Genomic DNA, 14,598 nt, shown 5'->3' on the forward strand with positions numbered 1-14,598 from the left:
TTCGGTACTGCCGCCTTGCACCGTACCGATGTCGTTCTGCGACGAACCATTCGATAGCGGAGGTAACAATGACGTTTCGCCCATCCCGGAAGCGAGCTGGTCTCGCCATTCTCGCGGGCCCGGCAGCGCTCGCGCTGATGGTCACCGGGTGTTCCAGCGCAAATGAGCCTGACCCCCAGTCGACGAGCGGCTCCGGCACGCTGGTCGCCGCGATCACGGCCGACCCCGACACGCTCTTCCCCTGGAAGGCCACGCAGTTCCAGGCCGTCAATGTGCTCGAGAACATCTACGGCACCCTCACCCAGTTCGACGATGAGCTCAACGTCGTGCCCGGCCTTGCCGAGAAGTGGGAGCCGTCGGAAGACGGGACCCAGGTGACGCTCACGCTGCGCGACGGCGTGACCTTCCACGACGGCAGCGAGTTCGACGCCGACGATGTGAAGCACTCGCTCGACCTCATCCGCGACGAGGCGACCGCCGCGGTGGCAGCGGCGAGCATCGGCTCGGTGACCGACGTGGAGGTCGTCGACCCGCTCACGGTGACGCTGACCCTGTCGGCGCCGGATGCCGGTCTGATGGCGAATCTCGCCAACGTCAACGTGGCGATGCTCTCCTCCGACGACACCGAGGAGGACCTCAACACCGAGCCGAACGGCACCGGCGCGTTCGTGTACGTCGACCGCACGCCCAACCAGTCGATCAAGCTCGAGGCCAACGAGGACTACTGGGGCGACGCCGCATCGCTCTCCTCGCTGGAGTTCCGCATCATCGCCGACGAGACGTCGATCGTGTCGGCGCTGCAGTCGGGTGATGTGCAGTTCGCGGTGCTCAACGACCCGCTCGTCGCGAAGACCGCGGAGGGCTCGGGGATCTCGGTCGTCGGAACCCCGCAGCTGAGCTACCACGCGCTGCAGCTCAACGCGACGAAGGGTGCGCTCACCGATGTGAACGTGCGCCTCGCGATGCAGTGCGCGATCGATCGGCAGCAGGTGCTCGACACCGCCGCCCTCGGCGAAGGCGAAGTGACCGGCCCCATCACGTCACCCGCGTTCAAGTCCGACCCCGAGGCGCGCCCGTGCCCCGAACGCGACCTCGACAAGGCCAAGGAGTACCTCGCGAAGGCGGGCATGGCTGACGGCGTCACCGTGAAGACCATCGTGTCGCAGGGCTCGTACGCCACCTCGGTGAACGAGGCGCAGAACCTGCAGGCGCAGCTCGCGGAGGCCGGCATCACCCTCGACCTCGAGGTGCTCGAGGCGGGCGCGTACGTCGACCGTTGGATCGCGGCCGACTTCGAGGCCGCTGTCGCGCTCAACGGCGGGCGTCCTGACCCCGACGGCATGTACGGCCGCTACTTCCCGAGCACGGGCAACCTCAACCAGGTCGCCGGCTACAACTCGCCGGAGCTCGACGCGCTCTTCGCTGAGGGCAAGGCGACCATGGACGCCGACGAGCGCAAGTCGATCTACGACGAGATCTCGCAGCACCTCGAGGACAACGCGGCGTGGATCTGGCTGTTCACCAGCTACACCTACACCGCGACGACCGACACGGTCGACGGCTTCACGCCGATGGCCAACGGGTCGCTGCAGAACCTCCGCTCCACCACGGTCAGCAACTGACCCGAGATCCGGCGAACCCGGTGCCGTCTGACGACTCCACAGACGGCACCGGGGAGCCCCGGTTGGAACCATGAGAACCATCACCCGCCACCCCATCGCCCGAAAGCTGGCAGAAGCGGCGCTCACCCTTCTCGGGGTGGCCGTGCTCGTCTTCGTCATGCTGCGCGCGACTCGCGGCGACCAGATCAGCGCCACGCTGGGCATCGAGGCCGCCGCGTTGACTCCCGCCCAGCGAGCGGCGCTCGAGGCGTACTACGGCCTGGATCAACCGCTCGTCGTGCAGTTCTTCTCGTGGCTGGGCAATGTCGTGACGGGCAACCTCGGCTACTCGTCACGGTCGCGCCAGTCGGTGCTCGAGATGACGGCCGACTCGTTGCCGATCACCTTCGAGCTGGCCGTGCTCTCGATCATCATCGGCCTGCTCATCGGCGTGCCGCTCGGCATGCTCTCGGCCTCGCGCGCCAACTCGCTCCGTGACGCGTTCGGTCAGACGGTCGGCCTCGCCGGCCTGTCGATCCCGGCATTCCTGCTCGGCTCGACCATGCTCGCGCTCTCGGCGTCCATGCTCGGCTACAACCCCAACGCTCGCGGGTTCGCGAGCTTCGCCGAAGATCCGTGGCTGAACCTGCAGCAGATGCTGATGCCGGCCCTCGTGCTCGGCTTCGGCCTGGCGGCGCCCATCATGCGCACCGCTCGCTCAGCCCTGCTCGAGGTGCGCTCCATGGACTTCGTCCGTACAGCGCGCAGCAAGGGCGCGGGTCCGGTCCGTGTGCAGTTGAAGCACGTGCTGCACAACGCGCTCGTGCCGATCGTGACGATGACCGGTCTGCAGTTCGGCTACCTGCTCGGGGGCGCGGTCGTCGTGGAGCAGATCTTCTCCATTCCCGGCATCGGCCGGCAGGTGCTCATCGGCATCCAGCAGAAGGAGTACGCCGTGGTACAGAGCACCGTGCTCGTCATCGCACTCAGCTTCGTGATCATCAACCTGCTCACCGACCTGCTCTACCGGGTCATCGACCCCAGGGTGCGTGCGCAATGAGCGCCGAGGTCACCGTCGACACCACGGCGCTGCAGGCGCCCGCGAAGGGCCGGGGCTCGGTGCTCGCCGGCATCCTTCGCAGCCCCAGCGGGCTGATCGGACTGCTGCTCACCGGAGCGGTCGTGACGCTCGGGCTGCTCTCCGTCTTCAACCTGCTTCCGTTCGACCCCATCGCGCAGCGCCCTGAAGTGCGCCTGCAGGGCCCGTCGGGCGAGCACTGGTTCGGCACCGATCAGTTCGGCCGCGACATCCTCTCGCGCACGGCGTCGGGCGTCGCCAACTCTTTGCTGATCTCAGTCGTGGCGGTCGCATTCGCCGCCATCATCGGCACTGCGGGCGGGCTCATCGCCGGGTTCTTCCGCGGCTGGTCGGACCGCTCGATCAGCGGTGTGACCAATGTGCTGTTCGCATTCCCGCCGCTGCTGCTTGCGCTCTCGCTCGCCTCGGCGTTCGACCGCACCTGGTTCACGATCGCGGTGGCGATCGCGATCGTCTACGCGCCGATCTTCGTGCGCGTGGCCAGGGGCCCGGTGCTTTCGCTCCGCGAAGCCGACTTCGTGCGCTCCGCGACCGTGGTCGGCATGCGTCGCTTCGCGATCATCTGGCAGCACATCCTTCCCAACATCGGCGCCATCGTCATCGTGCAGATCACGCTCTCGCTGTCGTGGGCGGTGCTCACCGAGGCGTCGCTCAGCTTCCTCGGGCTCGGCACGCCGCCGCCCGCGGCATCGCTCGGCGCCATGATCTTCGAGGCCCGCACACTCGTCAATTTCGCGCCGTGGACCATGTTCGCGCCAGGCGCCGTCATCATCCTGCTCGTCGTCGGGCTCAACCTGCTCGGCGACGGCCTGCGCGATGCGCTCGACCCGAGGAACAGAGGAACCAAATGACCCAGGCCGTCTCCGGTCTCGACACCCTCGTCACCGAGCTCGCCGACCCGCGTTTCGCTCGCATCGACGAACTCACGGTGCTCGAGCTGACCGCGCTGATGAACGAGCTCGACGCCGAGGTCGCGACCGCGGTGAAGCGAGCCGTGCCCGACATCGCCGCGGCGATCGAGGAGGTCGTCGCCCGCATGCGCCAGGGAGGCCGGCTCATCTATGTGGGTGCCGGGACCCCCGGACGCATCGGCGTGCTCGACGCATCCGAGTGCCCGCCCACGTTCGGCACCGACCCCGATCAGGTCATCACGCTCATCGCCGGTGGCGCGACCGCGATCGTCTCAGCCGTCGAGGGCGCGGAAGACGACGCAGACGAAGGCGCGGCCGCGGTCGATGCGGCAGGGGTCGGGCCGCTCGACAGCGTGATCGGCATCGCCTCGAGCGGGCGCACCCCGTACGTGATCGCGGCGGTGCGTCGCGCCCGAGAGCTCGGCGCCTTCACCGCCGGGCTGTCCTGCAATACCGACACCGAACTCGGCGCGGTCGCGGAGCGGTCCATCGAAGTCATCGTCGGACCGGAGCTCGTGGCCGGTTCGACCCGGCTGAAGGCCGGTACCGCCCAGAAGATGGTGCTCAACATGTTCTCGACCATCAGCATGGTCGGGCTCGGCAAGACGTATGGCAACCTCATGGTCGACCTCGTCGCGACCAACTCGAAGCTGCGCGAGCGAAGCGTGCGCATCATCACCTCCATCACCGGCAGCACTCGTGACCGCGCGCTCAACGCGCTCGCCGAGTGCGGCGGAAGCGTGAAGCTCGCCGTGCTCATGCTCGAGCTCCGCGTCGATGCGAAGCAGGCGGCTCAACTCCTCGACGCGGCCGGTGGAAGGTTGAAAGCCGCCATCGCGAGCGGTCAGGAGGCAAGCGCGTGAGGGTTCTCGGTCTGATCTCCGGCACGTCCCATGACGGCATCGATGCCGCGATCGTCGATTTCCGGCTCGAGGGAGACACGCTGCACGGCACCGTCGAGCACACGTCCAGCACGCCCTACGCGGGCGATCTGCGCCGCCGGATCATCGACGCGCTGCCGCCCGCGCAGACGACCATGCGCGAAGTGTGCGAACTCGACACGCTCATCGGCCAGGCGTTCGCAGCAGCAGCGGAGAGCGCGATCGAGGGAGCAGCCGGCGCGGTCGACCTCATCTGCTCGCACGGCCAGACGATGTACCACTGGGTCGACGGCGATCGGGCGCTGGGCACACTCCAGCTCGGTCAGCCCGCGTGGATCGCGGAGCGCACTGGTATCTCGGTGCTCGCTGATGTGCGCATCCGCGACATCACCGCCGGTGGGCACGGGGCACCGCTGGTCTCGTACCTCGACACCCTGCTGCTCGGTGGACTGGGCGAGCCGGCGGCCGCGCTGAACCTCGGCGGCATCTCGAACATGACGGTGATCGCTCCGGATGCCGAGCCGTACGCGTACGACATCGGACCCGCGAACGCGCTGATCGACGCCGTTGTCACTGCGAACGGGATCGACGACGGTTTCGACCGCGACGGCGCCATCGCGGCATCCGGCACCATCGATGAAGCCCTCCTCGAGCAACTGCTCGAAGAGCCCTACTACCGCCTGCCGGTTCCGAAGAGCACCGGCAAGGAGCTCTTCAGCCCCGACTACATCGACACCGCGCTCGAGCGGTACGGACGACCGGTGCCCTTCGCCGATCTCGTCGCCACCCTCACGGAACTCACTGCGCGAACCGTCGCAGCCGATGTGCGGCGCGCCGGAGTCACCACGCTCGTGGCCTCTGGTGGCGGCTGCGCCAACCCGCACCTCATGAAGCGGCTCGAGCATGCGCTGCCGGGCGTGACGATTCGGCGCACCGACGAGTTCGGTGCTCCGGCCGGAGAGAAGGAGGCGATCGCCTTCTCCCTGCTCGGCTGGGCGTCACTGCACGCTGTGCCGGCGATCGTCCCCAGCTGCACCGGGGCGGGCCGTGCGAGCGTGCTGGGCGCGCTCACCCCTGGACGCGAGGGGTTCGTGGTGCCCGCGGCAGCGATCGCGCCTGCGGCGCTGGTGCTGCGGGCGCACTGAGCGAGTCTGAATTGAACCCGGCGATATCGGAACCGGCGGCCCTGGCCGAAGCCATCGCTTCGGGCATGCCCATCGGAACTCGTGGGCCGGCCGGCGCCGTGGTCGGGGTGGCGAACAGCGCCGGCTCGGCCGTCGTCGCGCGTGGCACGCGCTTGCCTTCCGGCAGTGGTCAGGAACCTGGCGGCGAGGGTTACGGCAAGGGTGGTGACGACCCGATCGGCGGGGGCGCACCGCCGATGCTCGACGTCACTCCATTCGATCTGGCATCCGTCACAAAGGTTGTGACCACCGCCGCAGTGATGACGCTTGCCGGCGAGGGGCTGCTGCACCTCGACCGCCCGGTGCGCAGCATCCTGCCTCAGTTTCGAGGGGCAGGCAAAGACGACATCACCCCGCGCCTGCTGCTTCAGCATCGAGCGGGAATGTGGGAGTGGTGGCCGCTGTACTGCGAGGCGCGCGAACCGCGGCACGCCGTGCTGCAACTGCCTCTGCGCTATGAGCCGGGCCGCGAGCATCGGTACTCCGATCTCGGCTTCATGGTGCTCGGCATGGTCATCGAGCAGGTGACGGGCGACGGTCTGCCGCAAGCGCTCGACGCGCTCGTGCTGCGACCGCTGGGCATGACCGGCACGGCGTTCGTGCTCGATGAGATGAGACGGGATGCGGCTGCCAGTGCGTTCGGCGACGCCGCCGAGCAGACGATGCTTCGCACCCGGAACCCTTACCCCGTGCCGTACGACGACACGTCGTTCGGCGGGTGGCGTGGGCGGCTGCTCGTGGGCGAGGCAAACGACGGGAACGCCTTCCACGCCTTCGGGGGCGCTGCCGGCCACGCCGGTCTATTCGCGCCGATCAGCGACCTGCTGACGCTCGGCCGGGAGTTGCTGCACGAAGACCCGTGGTGCGGCGCGACGGTGCGTGACGCCTTCTTCAGCGCTGGGCCCGACGAGACGCAAGCCCTAGGGCTGCGTCGGCGGACCATCGACGAGACAGGCGTCGAGGTGCTCTGGCATCCGGGGTTCACGGGCACGAGTCTGACCTTGGTGCCCTCGCTGCACCTCGTCGTGGCGGTCGGCACAAACCGGCTGCTCCACGCCCCCGAAGTGGAGCCGCTCAGCCATGACGAGCTCTGGCGGCCAGTGGGCCGCGCCCTCGCCACGACGCATGCGGAGGCCGTGCGATGAGTGCACACCGACGAGACGAGCTCGACGAAGAGCAGGCCGAATCGCGCACGCCCACCGGGGCAAGCCCGGCGGTGAGCGCCGATGCCGTGCCACCGCGGGTCTCGACGGCCGCGGTCTTCCTCGCGTTCGCCGGGCTCGGCGGCACTGCCGCCTCGGTGCCGGCAGTGCTGCCCGCGCTCGCGGCTGCCGCGGCCACGCCGATCGATGCCTATCTGCCTGCTGTGCCTGCGCTATTCGGAGGCCTGCTGCTCGGCGTGCTGCTCACGACGGTGATCGCGTCACGACTGACGCCGCTTCGCACGCTGGCGCTCGGTGCGGGGCTGCAAGCAGTGGCACTGGCGACGATGGCCGCCGCCAGTCAGCCGCCGTTCTTCATCACGGCTGCCGCCGTCGCGGGCGTCGGTTTCGGCCTCGGCGAGGCCGGCGGCAGCATCGTCGCCAAGCGCATCGCGGATGCCGGCACCGCCCGGTTGCTGACGGCGCTCACCGCGACCGTCGCCGCCGTCGCCGCGCTTGGCCCTCTCATCGTCGTGTTCGCCCCGTTCGACGCCCGTGCCCTCCTGCTGGCAGCCGTGGCCGCTGTGCACGTCGCGGCGGGGCTCATCGCGATGCGTGCCACGGTGCACTCGCACGGCCGAACCGCCCGCGGAGCAGGCCTCGACGCTGCAACCCAGCCGCCCGCCCCTGCATCGCCCGCTGTCGCTGGCCGGGGAGGCCGGGGACTGGCCATCGCGCTCGCGTCGGTCGCAGTCGCCCTGGCGCTCTACGTCGGCATCGAGACGATCGTCTCAGGATGGTCGGCTGTGCTCGCGTCCGAGCTTCTCGAGCTCACTCCCGCCCACGCCGCGCTCGGCACTTCGGCGTTCTGGGCGCTCATGGCCCTCGGTCGCGGCATCGCATGGCTGCTGCTGCGGGCGGCCCGCGACCCGCGGCGCTACGCCGCTGCGAACCTCGGGATCGTGGCGGTGCTCATGGCGGCAGCCGCGTTCAGCGTCGTCGAGGAACCGATCATCGCGGTGCTGCTCATCGGCGCCGCCATCCTGGCGTTGGCCCCGTGCTACGCCGTGATCCTCGGCGTGGGCCTCGCCGCGGTCAGCGATGCCCAGGCGGAACGGATAACCGGATTGCTCGTCGCGTGCGGAGCCGGCGGGGGAGCGCTGCTCCCGGTCGCAGCGATCGCGCTCGTGCCCGGCTCAGTGGGCACCGGCCTGTTCGTGCTCACCGCGGTCGGTGCCACGCTCGCTTGTGTGCTCGTGCTCCTCGCTCCGGCATCCGCGCCGACGACTTCTTCGTCCACCGCAGCCGCTCGCTCCGCCTCGAAAGGCCCAGGACCACAGTGACACTCGCCGCCTCCGACCCAGCTCTGCTCGACCGGCTCGAAGCCGCCGCGCCCGGGCGCGTGCGCAGCCGCGCGACCGATCGACTCGCGCTCGCGCACGACGCCTCGCACTACCTGCTCACCCCGCAAGCGGTGGTGAGCGCGTCGACCATCGAGGAGGTCGCACGCCTGCTCAGCGAGGCGACCGCCGATGCCCCGATCACGTTCCGGTCGGGCGGCACAAGCCTCAGCGGGCAGGCGGTCACCGACGGCGTGCTCATCGACACCCGCCGGTACTTCCGCCGCATCGAAGTGCTCGACGACGGTCGGCGGGTGCGAGTGCAGCCAGGGGCCACCGTGCGACAGGCCAACGCCTGGCTGGCACGGCACGGCCGAAAGCTGGGTCCCGATCCTGCCAGCGAGGCCGCCTGCACCATCGGCGGCGTCATCGCCAACAACTCCAGCGGCATGGCGTGCGGGATCCGCGACAACGCCTACCGCACGCTCGAGTCCGCAACGCTCGTGCTGCCGAGCGGCACGGTAATCGACACGAGCAGACCGGATGCCGACGAGCAGTTGCGCGAGCAGGAGCCCGAGCTCTACAGGGGGCTGCTCGGCATCCGCGAGACACTGCTCAGCGATCCCGCGCTCGCCGAGTCGGTGCGAACGCAGTTCGCCCGAAAGAACACCATGGGCTACGGCCTCAACGCCCTTCTCGACCACGAGACACCGGCGCAGATGCTCGCGCACGTCGTCGTGGGCAGCGAAGGCACCCTCGCCTTCGTCGCCGAAGCGACCATGCGCACCATTCCGCTGCTGCCGCATGCGGCGACGGGGCTGCTGTACTTCGATGACCTGGAGTCGGCCACCTCGGCACTGCCGGCGCTCATCGAGGCCGGTTTCGCGACGATCGAACTGCTCGACGCCGCTTCGCTCAGGGTGGCCCAGCTCGATGCGCTCGCCGAGGAAGGACTGCGCAGGTTCACCGTCGCCGACCACGCCGCCCTGCTGGTGGAGTTCCAAGCCGCCACCGACGGTGAACTCGACGCGCTCGTGGCCGCGGGGCAGCCGGTGCTCGACGCGCTGCCCCTGACGGTGCCCGCCCGGCTCACGCGCGACGTATCGTCGCGAGCCGCGCTCTGGCACATCCGCAAGGGCCTCTATGCGGCGGTCGCCGGGTCGCGCCCGCAGGGCACCACCGCGCTGCTCGAAGACATCGCCGTGCCGCCCGAGGCGCTCGCCCGCACCTGCCGCGAGCTCAGCGTGCTGTTCGACCGTCACGGGTACCGCGACAGCGTGATCTTCGGTCACGCGAAAGACGGCAACATCCACTTCATGCTCACCGAGCGGTTCGGAGACCGTGAGGGGCTCGACCGCTACCCGGCGTTCACCGACGAACTGGTCGCGCTGGTGCTGGCGGAAGGCGGCACGCTGAAGGCCGAGCACGGAACGGGTCGCATGATGGCGCCGTTCGTGCGGGAGCAGTACGGCGACGAGCTGTACGCGCTCATGGTCGAGCTCAAGCGGCTCTGCGACCCTCGCGGAGTACTCAACCCCGGTGTCATCATCACTGGGCACGCCGACGCGCATGTGCGCGACCTGAAGTCGGCGTTGCCGGTGGAGGAGGAAGTCGACCGCTGCGTCGAGTGCGGCTACTGCGAGCCCGTGTGCCCGAGCCGTGACCTCACGCTGACCCCACGGCAGCGCATCGTGCTCAGGCGCGAACTGGCAGCCGCGGAGCACCGCGGTGATGAGCGCCTCGTTCGGCAGCTCGAGCGCGAGTACGAGTACGACGGCGAGCAGACCTGCGCCGCCGATGGCATGTGCCAGACCGCGTGCCCAGTCGCAATCGACACCGGCGCTCTCGTCAAGCGCCTGCGCGCCGAGCGGGTCGGAGGCCTCGAGCAGGCCGCGTGGTCGAGCGCCGCGCGCCGATGGGGAAGGGTTGCCCGTGCGGGTTCGGTCGCATTGACGGTCGCCGATCGGATGCCCGAACCGCTCGTGACTGGGGCCAGTCGCGCGGCGAGGGCGGTGCTGGGCGCTGAACGGGTTCCGGAATACCGTCGACCGATGCCCGCCGGCGGTCCCAGACGCTCGGCCCTGCAGGCCGAGAAGCCGGTGGCTGTGTTCTTCGCCGCGTGCATCGGCACCATGTTCGGCGCTGAGCAGGGGAGCGACGGCGAGCGGGGCATGGGGTCTGCGGGCGCGTTGATCGAGCTCTGTGAGCGGGCGGGCGTGCCGGTTCGTGTGCCCGACACGATCGAGGGCCTCTGCTGCGGCACGCCCTGGCGATCGAAAGGGTTCACACGCGGCTTCGAGTCCATGCGGAAGCGCGTGCGCGACGCTCTGTCCGAGGCGACCGAGGGCGGCGCGCTCCCGGTCGTGTGCGATGCGTCTTCGTGCACTGAAGGACTCATGGCGATGATCGCGTCGGATGCTGCGGGGCCTCCCGTCGCCGAGCAGCCCGCGAACGAAAGTGCCGGCGGCGTCGAACATTCGCTCGCAGGCGGCGCTTCGGGGCTGCAAGTGGTCGACGCGGTGTCGTTCGTCGCCGAGCACGTGCTGCCGAAGCTCGAGGTCACCGCGCCGATCGCATCGATGGTCGTGCATCCCACCTGCTCTTCGCATCGCCTCGGCACGACGTCGAGCACGGTTGCCATCGCCACCCGAATCGCCGACGAGGTCGAGGTGCCTGCCGATTGGGGGTGCTGCGGCTTCGCGGGCGACCGGGGCCTGCTGCATCCGGAGCTCACTGCCGCAGCCACGGCTCCCGAAGCCGCGACTGTCGCAGCGCAAGACTTCGAGGCCTATGCGTCGAGCAACCGCACCTGCGAGTTGGGAATGACCCGTGCGACGGGAAGGCCGTACCGGCACGTGCTGGAACTGCTCGAAGAGTCGACGCGCACGGTCGACGCGCGAGTGGACGCCGCGACGGTCGCTACGCTCTCGGCATCCGCGACACCTTCTGCGGCCCCTGATGTGGTCGGCGATGGCGTCAGGCCGGCTCAGGGCCCTGTCAGACCAATACGAACCGATCGGGGAAGATAGTTCGAAATGGAAATCGTCATCTGTGAGGATGCCGCCGAAATCGGTCGCATCGCCGCCAGCAAGATCATCGACCTCGTGCGGCGGAAGCCGACGGCCGCAATCGGCCTCGCGACCGGGTCCTCGCCCCTGGGCATCTACGCTGAGCTCGCCCACGCGGTGGCGAGAGGCGAGCTCGACATGTCGCGGGCGCACGGCTTCGCGCTCGACGAGTACGTCGGAATCGAGCTCGAGCACCCGCAGAGCTACTACAGCGTCATTCACCGTGAAGTCGTCGAGCGGCTGTCGATGGACCCCGCTCGCGTGCATGTGCCGGATGGCCGAGCGGCCGATCTCCACTCGGCGTGCGAGGCCTACGAAGAGGCGATCGAGCAGGCCGGAGGTGTCGACCTGCAGATCGTCGGCATCGGCAGCAACGGGCACATCGGCTTCAATGAGCCCACATCATCGTTCGGCTCCCGCACGCGCGTGAAGGCGCTCGCTCCCCAGACCCGTGCCGACAACGCCCGTTTCTTCGATTCGCTCGACCAGGTGCCGACCCTGTGCCTCACGCAGGGGCTCGGCACGATCATGGACGCACGCGAGGTCGTGCTGGTCGCCCAGGGCGAGCACAAGGCCGACGCGATCGCCGCGGCGGTGGAGGGCCCCATGGCAGCGGTCATGCCGGCATCCGTGCTGCAGGGCCACCGCTACGCCACGGTGATCATCGATGAGGCCGCCGCGAGCAAGCTGCAGTACACGGAGTACTACCGGCACGCGTGGAACACGAAGCCGGAGCGCGCGGTCAGCGCAGCGGTCTGAGAAGCACTCCGATGCAGCACTGAGCACTCGCCCGCAGGGGGCAGGCGCGCAGAGGACGGGCGAGCAGAGTCTTAAGCTGGAAGGGATGCTGCGCCTCGCGGCATCCCGCTTGAACGGCGACAACGTTCCCCTGTCCTCTGAAAGCAAGGCAATGTCCGCGCCTGTTCGTACCGGCGGCTTCCCCTGGCCGGCCCTTCTCGTGCTCGCTGGAGCGATCTTCAGCTGCACGGTGAGCGAGTTCCTGCCCACCGGCCTGCTGCCCGACATCGCTCGCGAGCTGAACGTGAGCCAGGCACAGGTCGGACTGCTCGTGACGATCTTCGCGGGAACCGTCGTGGTGAGCGCCGCGCCGCTCACCGCGCTCACCCGCCGGTACTCGCGCCGCGCCCTCATCGTGACCGTGCTGCTGCTCTTCGCCGCCTCGAACCTGGTCGCGGCGCTCGCGCCCGACTACACGGTGCTCGTCGTGGCCCGTGTCATCGCGGGGCTCGCGCACGGTGTCTTCTGGGCGGTCGCCGGCGCATACCCGGTGCAACTCGTGACCGGTGCGCAGCTCAACAAGGCCATCGCGGTAACCAACATGGGCAGCACGGCGGCATTCGTCATGGGCGTCCCGCTCGGCACGGCGCTCGGGCAGGCGCTCGGCTGGCGCCTCGCGTTCGCCTCGGTGGCGGTCACCGTCGCGGTGCTCGCGGTGCTCGTGCGCCTGCTGCTTCCTCCGGTGGAGCACCGAGTGCCGCTCCGCACCGGCGAGATCGCCATCCCGGTGCGCCGCGACCCGACGCTGCCCGCCGTCGTGGTCGTGTGCGTGCTGACGCTCCTGATCATGCTCGGCCAGCACTCGTTCTACACCTACATCGCGCCGTGGCTCATCGAGGTGCCAGCGTTGGATGCCGCGGCCGTGCCGACCGTGCTGCTGCTCTACGGGCTTGCCGGGGCCGTGGGGCTCCTGCTCGCGGGCACCATCGGCCGCCGGTACCCGAGCGGCACCTTCGTCGGGGCGATCATCGTCGCCGGTGGCGCGATCGTCTCGCTCGCGCTGACCGCCTCGTGGCAGTGGCCGGTGTTCGTGCTTGCGCTCGTGTGGGGCGCGACCATGGGCCTCTTGCCCACGCTGCTGCAGACGCGACTCTTGCGGGTGGCCTCGCCTCGGGTGCGCGACGTGTCGTCGGCCTTCCTCACGACCTCGTTCAACGTCGGAATCGGCACGGGGGCGCTCGCGGGAGCCGCGGTGCTGGAGGCCGGGGGAGCGATCGCCGTGCCGTGGCCCGCGGCGGTGCTGCTCGCGCTCAGCGCAGTGGTGGCCTTCATCACCGACCGTCGGGTGATGCGCGGCGCCCTGCGCTGAACCGAGAGCTGCGGCCGACCGGGGGCGTCCCGCCCAGCCGCGTGCGCGGAGCACGATGCGGCGCAGCACTCAGGCAGCCGGGGTGAGCTCCCGACCGTCTGCCCACACACGTCGAACGTTCCACTCGGCATCGAGCAGCAGCACGTCAGCAACGGAACCGGGGTCCAACCGACCGGCACGGTCGAGACCGATCGCGCGCGCCGGCGTCTCCGTCGCCGCGGCGACGGCGTCGGCCTCCGGCACCCCGGCCTCGATCGCGCGCCGAACCGCTGCATCCATGGTCAGTGTCGACCCTGCGATGGCGCCGCCGTCGCGGAGGCGTGCGACGCCCTCCCGCACCTGCACATCCAGCGAGCCGAGCACGTAGTCGCCATCGTGCGAGCCGGCTGCCGCCATGGCGTCGGTGACGAGCGCGATGCGGCCGGGCGCCCCGGCGAACGCGAGCCGCACGACTTCCGGTCGCACATGCACGCCGTCGTTGATGAGCTCGAGGGTCACACCCGGTGCCTCGGTTGCAGCGATCACCGGCCCGGGCTCGCGGTGATGGATGCCGCGCATGGCGTTGAACGCGTGCGTGAGGAGGGTCGCTCCCGACTCGAAGGCGGCACGCGCCTGCTTGAAATCGGCGCCCGTGTGACCGATCGCGACGCGAATGCCCGCCTCGCGGAACAGTGCGATGGCTTCGCTCGCACCGGGCAGTTCGGGGGCGAGGGTGACCTGGCGGATCACCCCGTGGCCCGCGTCGATGAGCCGCTGCACCGCGGCTGCGCTCGGAGCGCGCAGCTGGGCGGGGTCGTGCGCACCGCGGAACTCGTGCTCGATGAACGGACCTTCGAGATGCACCCCGACCACGAGCGGATCGTCGGCCATGACGGATGCCGCGGCATCCAGCCGCCGCTCCAGCACCTCGAGCGGGGCGGTCACGAATGAGAGCACGCTGCGGGTGGTGCCGTGCGCGCGGTGCAGCGAGAGCGCTTGGCGGATCGCGTCGGCGCCGTTGTCGAAGGAGGCGCCGCCCCCGCCATGGCAGTGGATGTCGACGAAACCAGCGGTGAGGGTCAACCCGCGAGCATCGACCACGACCGCATCGCCGACAGAGTGCTGCCGCCAGTCGTCGCCGCCTCCGAGCGCAATGATGCCTCGTTCGTCGAAGACGATCCACGCCTCCGGGTGCCGCTCGTCGCTGGAGGGGCGGATGAGGCGGCCGGAGTGGATGACGGTGCGCATCGTGAGCTTCACTCTACTGCTGCGCGTTCGCGGCATCC

Annotated in this window: 11 protein-coding genes; 10 read left to right on the forward strand and 1 reads right to left on the reverse strand. The window is 69.6% G+C overall.

Annotated features, from left to right (window positions below):
• Window positions 1–68: 68 nt before the first annotated feature.
• The 10 genes from ABV606_RS08355 (at window position 69) to ABV606_RS08400 (ending at window position 13,333) form a co-directional block, all read left to right on the forward strand.
• Window positions 69–1,622 (forward strand): ABC transporter substrate-binding protein, encoded by a 1,554-nt coding sequence (locus tag ABV606_RS08355; RefSeq protein WP_281488450.1) that lies wholly within the window; start codon window positions 69–71, stop codon window positions 1,620–1,622.
• Window positions 1,623–1,692: 70 nt separating this feature from the next.
• Window positions 1,693–2,661 (forward strand): ABC transporter permease, encoded by a 969-nt coding sequence (locus ABV606_RS08360; RefSeq protein ID WP_281488451.1) that lies wholly within the window; start codon window positions 1,693–1,695, stop codon window positions 2,659–2,661.
• Window positions 2,658–3,551 carry an ABC transporter permease gene (locus ABV606_RS08365; RefSeq protein ID WP_281488452.1) on the forward strand — a complete coding sequence of 298 codons (894 nt, stop codon included), beginning with the start codon at window positions 2,658–2,660 and terminating at the stop codon, window positions 3,549–3,551. Before ABV606_RS08360 ends, ABV606_RS08365 begins: the two co-directional genes overlap by 4 nt.
• The gene (gene murQ, locus ABV606_RS08370) at window positions 3,548–4,474 is read left to right on the forward strand and encodes an N-acetylmuramic acid 6-phosphate etherase (protein WP_353987357.1); all 927 of its coding nucleotides are present in this window, start codon (window positions 3,548–3,550) and stop codon (window positions 4,472–4,474) included. Before ABV606_RS08365 ends, murQ begins: the two co-directional genes overlap by 4 nt.
• Window positions 4,471–5,637 carry an anhydro-N-acetylmuramic acid kinase gene (locus tag ABV606_RS08375; RefSeq protein WP_353987358.1) on the forward strand — a complete coding sequence of 389 codons (1,167 nt, stop codon included), beginning with the start codon at window positions 4,471–4,473 and terminating at the stop codon, window positions 5,635–5,637. The genes murQ and ABV606_RS08375 overlap by 4 nt, the downstream gene beginning before the upstream one ends.
• 65 nt (window positions 5,638–5,702) lie before the next feature.
• On the forward strand, window positions 5,703–6,821 hold the full coding sequence (locus ABV606_RS08380) for a serine hydrolase domain-containing protein (protein ID WP_353987359.1): 1,119 nt from the start codon (window positions 5,703–5,705) through the stop codon (window positions 6,819–6,821).
• Window positions 6,818–8,161 (forward strand): hypothetical protein, encoded by a 1,344-nt coding sequence (locus ABV606_RS08385; RefSeq protein ID WP_353987360.1) that lies wholly within the window; start codon window positions 6,818–6,820, stop codon window positions 8,159–8,161. The genes ABV606_RS08380 and ABV606_RS08385 overlap by 4 nt, the downstream gene beginning before the upstream one ends.
• Window positions 8,158–11,187 carry an FAD-binding and (Fe-S)-binding domain-containing protein gene (locus tag ABV606_RS08390; protein WP_353987361.1) on the forward strand — a complete coding sequence of 1,010 codons (3,030 nt, stop codon included), beginning with the start codon at window positions 8,158–8,160 and terminating at the stop codon, window positions 11,185–11,187. The genes ABV606_RS08385 and ABV606_RS08390 overlap by 4 nt, the downstream gene beginning before the upstream one ends.
• 6 nt (window positions 11,188–11,193) lie before the next feature.
• A complete protein-coding gene (gene nagB / locus ABV606_RS08395; protein ID WP_353987362.1) occupies window positions 11,194–11,985 on the forward strand; it encodes a glucosamine-6-phosphate deaminase in 792 nt (263 codons plus the stop codon).
• A 151-nt stretch (window positions 11,986–12,136) separates the two neighbouring features.
• Window positions 12,137–13,333 carry an MFS transporter gene (locus ABV606_RS08400; protein WP_353987363.1) on the forward strand — a complete coding sequence of 399 codons (1,197 nt, stop codon included), beginning with the start codon at window positions 12,137–12,139 and terminating at the stop codon, window positions 13,331–13,333.
• Window positions 13,334–13,402: 69 nt separating this feature from the next.
• Here the strand turns inward: ABV606_RS08400 and nagA are convergent, their stop codons facing one another.
• Window positions 13,403–14,560 carry an N-acetylglucosamine-6-phosphate deacetylase gene (gene nagA, locus ABV606_RS08405; RefSeq protein ID WP_353987364.1) on the reverse strand — a complete coding sequence of 386 codons (1,158 nt, stop codon included), beginning with the start codon at window positions 14,558–14,560 and terminating at the stop codon, window positions 13,403–13,405.
• Between the last annotated feature and the right edge of the window lie 38 nt (window positions 14,561–14,598).

This window comes from Ruicaihuangia caeni, assembly GCF_040536845.1.
Lineage (GTDB): Bacteria > Actinomycetota > Actinomycetes > Actinomycetales > Microbacteriaceae > Ruicaihuangia > Ruicaihuangia caeni.

Coding starts and splice junctions, on each gene's coding strand:
- ABV606_RS08355 (WP_281488450.1), top strand. CDS start 69: ATGACGTTTCGCCCATCCCGGAAGCGAGCTGGTCTCGCCATTCTCGCG.
- ABV606_RS08360 (WP_281488451.1), top strand. CDS start 1,693: ATGAGAACCATCACCCGCCACCCCATCGCCCGAAAGCTGGCAGAAGCG.
- ABV606_RS08365 (WP_281488452.1), top strand. CDS start 2,658: ATGAGCGCCGAGGTCACCGTCGACACCACGGCGCTGCAGGCGCCCGCG.
- murQ (WP_353987357.1), top strand. CDS start 3,548: ATGACCCAGGCCGTCTCCGGTCTCGACACCCTCGTCACCGAGCTCGCC.
- ABV606_RS08380 (WP_353987359.1), top strand. CDS start 5,703: ATGCCCATCGGAACTCGTGGGCCGGCCGGCGCCGTGGTCGGGGTGGCG.
- ABV606_RS08385 (WP_353987360.1), top strand. CDS start 6,818: ATGAGTGCACACCGACGAGACGAGCTCGACGAAGAGCAGGCCGAATCG.
- nagB (WP_353987362.1), top strand. CDS start 11,194: ATGGAAATCGTCATCTGTGAGGATGCCGCCGAAATCGGTCGCATCGCC.
- ABV606_RS08400 (WP_353987363.1), top strand. CDS start 12,137: ATGTCCGCGCCTGTTCGTACCGGCGGCTTCCCCTGGCCGGCCCTTCTC.
- nagA (WP_353987364.1), bottom strand. CDS start 14,560: ATGCGCACCGTCATCCACTCCGGCCGCCTCATCCGCCCCTCCAGCGAC.